The sequence below is a fragment of the uncultured Methanobrevibacter sp. genome, from assembly GCF_947166415.1.
In the GTDB taxonomy this organism is placed as follows: Archaea; Methanobacteriota; Methanobacteria; order Methanobacteriales; family Methanobacteriaceae; genus Methanocatella.
The window spans coordinates 1-7,582 of the sequence record NZ_CAMVEE010000048.1; the positions used below are offsets into that span (position 1 = coordinate 1).

Here is a 7,582-nt window from a genome sequence, read left to right on the forward strand (position 1 = left end):
GTTCTTTTTCGTCTTGATAATTTAAGTTGTGGATGCTTTTACTTTTTTTACTCTTTTTAGGTTTAATTCCTTGTTCTTCTAAAATTTCAGCTCTGATTCTTGCTTCCATTTCTTCAGGGGTTTCAGGCTTATCAGGTTTAGCCCTTTTTTGAGTTTCAGCAGGTTTTTCGGAAGGTTTGTATTCTTTCCTGGTTAATGAACCGTATTGCTCTTCATCTTTTGCGAGTTGTTCGCCTAATGGAACTTCAGGTTCATCGAAGTACAAGTCATCTAGATATTTTTCATATTTGTCTTCCAATTCAAGTCTAGCGCTTGTAGGTTCAGGTTGGTAAGAGTGATCTGGATAGATGTATTCTGGATCATTTCCGATTGGTGCTTGCTCTTGAGGTTGGTATTCGATTTCATCTTGAGCAGGTGCTTGCCTTTCAAGTGAAGGGGCTTCCCTTTCGGATAAGTATGATGATTCAAGACCGCCGGAATATTCTATGCTGTCTTTTATGTTATATGGTGAATCTTCACTAATTCCTCTTGTAGCTTCGGCTTGTGGTTCCAGAGCATATGAGATTTCTTCTTGAGGATCATAAATGTTTTGATCAACTTGTTTTCCTAGTCTTGCAGGTTGTGCTCTAACTGGTTCTTGAGGTTCTGCGCTTTGAGATTTGCTTTCCAATTCGAGGCCTACAATCTTCTGCAAGCAGTCTTTACAATAAACTTTTCCTGCGATTTCTAAACCGCATTCTTTACATATTTCTTTCCCACATATCGCACATACATCTGTGCTTTGTCTGTCTGGATGATAGTGACATACCATAATAAACACTCTCTATAAATTTTAATATAATATTTTTATATCTTTTCCTTTATTTATATAAAATTTCCTATTAATTATTATTACAAAAAATAAGCTTATCTCAAAATTATTTTATAATTGAAAAAAATAGTGTGAGAGTCTTTTGAGAATTAATGTATCTTGTTAAATTATTTTATTTCTTTTGTTTTTCCAATGATTTTTTCAGATACGATTTCACTAGCTATTAAGTCATCAGTAGTTGCAAGAAAACTGCCCAATTTGTCTGAAGTGATTTTGTAATTAATTTTGTTTTCGGATATTTCTGAATCAAGATAGTTTTCATTATCTACATCAAGTGAATCAAATATAAGTTTCGCATCTGTTTTGTTTTTATAATTGAATGAAATATTTCCGGTTATTTTCATAAACATCACGAATTTATGTTGTCGATATATTTATTATGTATTTTAATCTAATATAACTTTGCTGTAGTATTTTGAAAAATATGGTAACATTTATTAATGACTTAATCAATATATTTAAGTATTCTATTATATTACGATATATAATTTTTATATAGCTATTTTAAAAGATTTTGTATTTATAGCTATTTTTTCAATTAAACATGTTTATCATGTAATTTTTGTTTCGGAGGAATAATTATGGTTCGTGCTTATACAAGAAGAGAATATATCAGAAAAAACCCAAATTCAAGAATCGTACAGTATGATATGGGAAATTTAAGAGATGAATTCCCTGTTTCATTAAGTTTAGCTGTTAAAAAACCAGCTCAAATCAGACACAACTCATTAGAAGCTGCAAGGATCGCTTCTAACAGATTAATGCAAAGAGCTGCTGGTAGAATGGGTTACCACTTAAAATTAAGAGTTTACCCACACCAAATTGTTAGAGAAAACCCAATGGCAACTGGTGCAGGTGCGGACAGGGTACAAAGTGGTATGAGAAACGCTTTCGGTAAACCAATCAGTGTTGAAGCTATTGTTAAAAAGAATCAAAGAATCATCACTATTGACTGCCAAGAAAAAAACTTTGAACAAGCTAAAGTTGCATTAAAAAGAGCAGGCATGAAAATGCCAGTTCCATGTAAAATCGTCATTGATAAAGGCGCAGATTTAATTAAATAGATTTATTTAATTAACTCTTTTTTTTCTATTTTTTTTATTAATTCCTATTTTTCACAGCAATTCTTTTTTTTATGATTAAATATTTAAACGTTGAAATTATATATTTAATTATAGTATTGACTATCTAAATAATGTCAATTTTTTATTATTTGCAAACCAAGAGGTTATATTTCATGTATGTTGTAAAATTTGAGGATTTAAACAAATCCGATATTGGAATTGCAGGTGGAAAAGGTGCTAATTTGGGTGAATTAACTCAAGCAGGCATTCCCGTACCACCAGGTTTTGTAGTAACTGCACAAGCTTATGAATATTTTATGGATGAGGCTGGAATCAACGATTCAGTTATGAGTATTCTTGACGAAATCGACATTAATGATACTAAAGCTCTTCAAGCAGCTTCTGAAGAAATCAAAAAGATAATTGTTGAATCTCCGATTCCAGAAGATTTAGTTCTTTTTATTCGTGAATATTACAATGAACTCTGTCAAAGAGTTGGCGAAGACGATACTGATGTGGCAATCAGATCCTCTGCAACCGCAGAAGACTTGCCTGAAGCATCTTTCGCAGGTCAACAAGACACTTTCTTGCACGTGTCCGGTGATGACGAAGTAATCGAATACATTAGAAAATGTTGGGCTTCCCTATTTGAAGCAAGAGCAATTTTCTATCGTGAAGAAAACAACTTCGAACATTCCAAAGTTTACATTGCAGTAGTTGTTCAAAAAATGGCAAATGCTGATAAAGCAGGTGTAATGTTTACCGTAAACCCATCAACTGGTGAAGAAATTGCATTGATTGAAGGGTCTTGGGGACTTGGTGAAGCAGTAGTATCCGGTGACGTAACTCCTGATAACTATCAAGTTGACAAAAAGAACAATGAAATTATCAATGTCACAATCAGTGATAAAAAAGTAATGTACACCAACGATGAAAACGGTACTAGTGTAAAAGTTGACGTTCCAGAAAACCAAAGAAAAGAAAGAGTATTGTCTGACGATGAACTCATTGAATTAACTGAAATGGGTAAAACCGTTCAAGCTCACTATGGCGAACCAATGGATACCGAATGGGCGTTTGAAAAAGACATGTTATTCCTATTGCAAGCAAGACCAATCACAACCTTAGGTGATGTTGAAGAAGAAACCCAAGATGCATCTTCCGATTTAGGTGATGTTCTTGTAAGGGGTCTTGGTGCAAGTCCGGGAATGGCCTCAGGTAAAGTCAAAATTGTTTTAGATATTGATGAACTGGATAAAATTAAAGATGGAGACATCATGGTTACAACAATGACCACTCCTGATATGGTTCCTGCTATGAGAAGAGCTAGCGGTATCGTAACAGATGAAGGTGGAGTAACCTGTCACGCTTCAATCATTTCCCGTGAACTCGGAATTCCATGTGTTGTAGGTACTGGAGATGCTACAACCACTTTAGAAGAAAATTCCGGTGTAACCTTAGATGGTAAAAAAGGATTAGTGTTTGAAGGAATCTCTGAAACTAAAGAAGAAGCTGTAGCTGTTGCAGGAACAGTTGAAGCAGCTCCAATTATTACTGTAACTGAAGTAAAAGCTAATGTAAGTATGCCTGAAGCAGCAGAAAAAGCAGCAGCAACCGGTGCTGATGGTGTAGGACTTTTAAGAACTGAACATTTAATGTTAACCTCTGGTATTCACCCAGGCAAATTCATTGCTGATGGTAAAGAAGATGAATTAATCGATACAATCGCTGACAATGTTCAAATTGTAGCAGATGCATTCTATCCAAGACCTGTATGGTACAGAACATTGGATGCACCAACAGATGAATTCATTACTTTAGAAGGTGGAGAAAACGAACCTAGGGAACACAATCCAATGCTCGGTTGGAGAGGTATCAGAAGAGAACTTGACCAACCTGAAATCCTTAAATGTGAATTTAAAGCTATTAAAAAATTGCACGAAAAAGGATACACAAACATTGGTATTATGATTCCGTTATCACAAAGTCCTGAAGAGCTTAAACAAGCAAAAGCTCTTTGTTCTGAAATCGGTTTCGAACCTCACAAAGATGTTGACTTCGGTATGATGGTTGAAATTCCAGCAGCTGCAATCATGATTGATGAGTACATTAAAGTTGGAATAGACTTTGTAAGTTTAGGAACCAACGATTTAACTCAATATACTCTTGCAGTTGACAGAAACAATGAATTTGTAGCAAAACACTACTCAGAAGAACACCCTGCAGTAATGAAATTAATTGAAAGAACAATTAGAAAATGTGCTGAAGCAGGTGTGAAATGTAGTATTTGTGGTCAAGCAGGTAGTGTTCCACACATTGTTGAAAAACTTGTGGAATTTGGTATTTCAAGCGTATCTTCAAATACCGATGCTATTGCTGATGTAAGAAAAACTGTTGCTCGTGCTGAGCAAAAAATTATTCTTGACGCTGCCCGTAAACGTTTAGAATAATTTTATTATTCTTTTTTTTATTTTTATTTTAATTATTATTGATTGGATTAGGTTATTTTATGCAAGATGAACCAATAGATAGGGAAGTTATCTTAAAAGAATTGGAAGAAATTCATAAGTTGGACTATGATTATGCTGATGGCAGGATTCTAGGATCCATGTGCACTGAAGCACATCCATTTGCAAAAGAGGTCTACTGTAAATTTCTAGATACCAATTTGGGGGATCCTGGTCTTTTTAAAGGCACAAAACACATTGAAGAAGAAGTGGTAAAATCTATTGGGAATTTGTTGTCATTGGACAATGCATATGGTAATATCGTAACCGGTGGAACTGAAGCAAATATAATGGCTATTCGTGCTGCAAGAAATCATGCGCGAAAATATAAGGGGATTGTCGATGGGGAAATAATCATTTCAGAGGCAGCTCATTTTTCATTTAAGAAAGCAGCAGACATGTTGAATTTAAGGATTGTCGAAGCCAAACTGGATGATGACTATAAAATGGATGTGGAATCCCTAAAGGATTCAATTTCAGACAAGACTGTAGCCATTGTAGCTATTGCAGGTACAACAGAATTGGGTTTGATTGATCCAATCGATGAGATTTCCAAAATTGCACATGAAAATAACATATATTTCCATGTTGATGCGGCATTTGGTGGATTTTCAATTCCATTTTTAAAGGAAATTGGATTTGATTTGCCTGTTTTTGATTTTTCTCTTGAGGGAGTTTGTTCAATCACTGTCGATCCTCATAAAATGGGGTTAGCACCGATTCCTGCAGGAGGAATTATTTTCAGAAAAGAGGAGTACTTGCAGGTCATGGCCGTCGATTCACCGTATTTGACTGTTAAAACCCAATCTACAATTGTAGGCACTCGTTTAGGGGCCGCTTCAGCTGCCACTTATGCAATCCTAAAATACTTCGGTAAACAGGGGTATGCAAAAATGGCAAAAGAGATGATGAATAACACTCGGTATTTAAAAGAAGGTTTGGAGGATATCGGCTATGAGTTGGTCCGTGAACCTGAATTAAATTTATTGGCATTCAACCATCCTAAAATTGAGGCTCATGAGCTTGCTGAAAAACTGGATGAATTAGGTTGGAAGGTTTCTGTTGCCAAATGTCCTGTTGCAATTCGCATAGTTTTAATGAATCACATTAAAAAAAGTCATTTAAAAGAATTGTTAGAAGATTTAAAGGAAATCTACTAACTCTCATTCTTCAATATTTTCGACATACATCAAAGGATAGTTAAGCTCTTCTATAAATTTGATTCTTATAGTTGCCTTAACATTGTCTACTTTTGTAAATATCTTCACGTCTAACATATCTCCGGTAAGGGAAGTATAGTCGAATTCAGTCATTGATTCTTCAAGTTTATCAAATCTAATTTCAACTTTCACATCTTCAATGGCCGGCTGCAGCCTTAAAGATTCTTCCATACATTTCTCTAAGCTTTCTTTAGTGTTTTTGTTAACAGGGGTTCCTACAAATTGGTGAAACAAGGCCCCCATACTTATAGCTCCTTCAAATATTGCTCTTTCCCTTTTGGTTATGTTAGAAAAGTATTTTTCGTCTACGTCCATCATAAGCCTCCATTTAAGAAAATAATTTTATCGTATATAACTTCAGATGGGATTGGATTGATACAACAGTAGAACAGTATTGCGGATATAATCAGTACGATGGCTAAAATGTACATCCTATTGTCTTTCGGATAGAAAAAGCTAAAAATTAACCCAATCGCTAAGAATGCTGCAGAAATGATGTACGCATAAGACTCTTGAGGGTTGTCCTTTATGATTTTGTCATTTATAGGATTTTTTTCACTTAAATCTCCTTCTATAATCAGCCTGTTTTCGGTTGAACCGATTGGATCGCATGTAATTAGATATACTGTAGTTCCATTTTCCTCAGTACTGATTACATGGTTGGCTGGGACAATTGTGCTGTTTACTACGGTATAATTCAATTCACCTATTCCGGGCCATTCTAATAAAAATGAATCTCCCGCGGATATCTCATTAAGTCTTAAAAATGGAGAACCTTGGAGGGTTCTATGCCCATATATTAATGTGTCTCCGTGAGTAGGTTCATACCCTTCATATAATACGCCCTGATTTAGTGACACGTTATTTATTTTTTCCTGAACGCCTATTGAAGGTATTGCAATGGCCGGTGATTCGATATTTCTTTCAACAGCTATTTTTGATGAAAAATAATTTACTTCTCCCATTGCATATAATCCAATTATTAAAATGCAAATAATTATGATTATAGTTGTAATAGTTGGTTTTTCCATAATATCATTTTAGTTATATCTAATATAATAGTTTTCTTAATCAATGTTTGTTCGGTTAATTTCGTTAATCATCCAATTCGGGGCATCAGTTGTAGGTATGGTTAATACTATATTGTCCATATTGTTCAGCATATAACTGACTTTGTCTTGTGGTGTTTCAACCAAAAGCATATACTGAGCATCCAAATCACCCAGATTGATTTGCCTTTCATAATTTGATAATCTGACACCATAACTTTTAAGCATATTCAATGTCTCTTTTTCATTGTATCCTTTCATCATGCTTCCCTTTATCATTTCCAGCACGTTTGATGAAAATCTTTTGGTGTTTTCATGAGGATTGGTGTCATTTCCATTTACAATCATGTCTGATTTTGAATATTCCGAATCAATTTCTCCAGTTTCTTCATATCTCATTATTGCCAGCACGGTACATCCGCTGATGTCTGGAGCAGTGCCGTTTGACTCAAAGCTATCATTTGTATAATTTGAATTTGTATAGATGTCCACTACGCTTCCGACATTTATGAGTCCCGCTCCTGCCTGCAGCCTTGAAATCAAGATGGGGACTGATACTGTATTCGGCTTTTCAAAGCTGATTTGAGATAGTATTTCGGCATTGTTTTTATTCACAAGTTCGATAGCTTCTTCACAAGGCATGATGACATTTTTGCTTTCATTTGAATAAACCGCCATTGTCCTATTGTATTTGTCTTGGTTGATTCTTATTGACTTTAAGTGATATGACTTCCATTCCTTTGTTGCGGGATTTATGATATTTGTCATTCTGATTTCTTCAATATTGTTGCTGTTTTCAATTTTGTTTTCCAAATCCATTGCTGTAGGGGATGTTGTAAGAGCCCCGGAATATAATTCATGAAGCTCATTT

Annotated in this window: 7 protein-coding genes and 1 pseudogene; 3 read left to right on the plus strand and 5 right to left on the minus strand. The window is 34.9% G+C overall.

Annotation, left to right across the window (positions count from 1 at the left end):
• Both Q0W25_RS08570 and Q0W25_RS08575 read right to left on the minus strand, forming a co-directional pair.
• Nucleotides 1-811 (minus strand): annotated as a pseudogene (locus Q0W25_RS08570) (hypothetical protein); the annotation flags it as partial.
• Nucleotides 812-978: 167 nt separating this feature from the next.
• Nucleotides 979-1,221 carry a KEOPS complex subunit Pcc1 gene (locus Q0W25_RS08575; protein WP_298521168.1) on the minus strand — a complete coding sequence of 81 codons (243 nt, stop codon included), beginning with the start codon at nt 1,219-1,221 and terminating at the stop codon, nt 979-981.
• A gap of 231 nt (nt 1,222-1,452) precedes the next feature.
• Between Q0W25_RS08575 and rplJ the strand changes: the two genes are divergently transcribed.
• The 3 genes from rplJ to mfnA all read left to right on the plus strand — a co-directional run bounded on the left by rplJ (nt 1,453) and on the right by mfnA (nt 5,602).
• Nucleotides 1,453-1,935 carry a 50S ribosomal protein L16 gene (rplJ, locus tag Q0W25_RS08580; protein ID WP_297824986.1) on the plus strand — a complete coding sequence of 161 codons (483 nt, stop codon included), beginning with the start codon at nt 1,453-1,455 and terminating at the stop codon, nt 1,933-1,935.
• Between the two features lie 173 nt (nt 1,936-2,108).
• A complete protein-coding gene (gene ppsA / locus Q0W25_RS08585; RefSeq protein WP_298521171.1) occupies nt 2,109-4,385 on the plus strand; it encodes a phosphoenolpyruvate synthase in 2,277 nt (758 codons plus the stop codon).
• 59 nt (nt 4,386-4,444) lie between these two features.
• A complete protein-coding gene (gene mfnA, locus Q0W25_RS08590; protein WP_298521172.1) occupies nt 4,445-5,602 on the plus strand; it encodes a tyrosine decarboxylase MfnA in 1,158 nt (385 codons plus the stop codon).
• A gap of 3 nt (nt 5,603-5,605) precedes the next feature.
• On the opposite strand, the gene Q0W25_RS08595 is transcribed toward mfnA, so the two are convergent.
• The 3 genes from Q0W25_RS08595 to Q0W25_RS08605 form a co-directional block, all read right to left on the minus strand.
• Complete coding sequence (locus Q0W25_RS08595) at nt 5,606-5,977, minus strand: dihydroneopterin aldolase family protein (protein ID WP_298521174.1); 372 nt, start codon at nt 5,975-5,977, stop codon at nt 5,606-5,608.
• Nucleotides 5,977-6,693, minus strand: a complete 717-nt coding sequence (locus Q0W25_RS08600; RefSeq protein ID WP_298521176.1) for a sortase — start codon at nt 6,691-6,693, stop codon at nt 5,977-5,979. Before Q0W25_RS08600 ends, Q0W25_RS08595 begins: the two co-directional genes overlap by 1 nt.
• 36 nt (nt 6,694-6,729) lie before the next feature.
• A partial coding sequence (locus Q0W25_RS08605; protein ID WP_298521178.1) for a hypothetical protein occupies nt 6,730-7,582 on the minus strand: 853 nt, incomplete at its 5' end.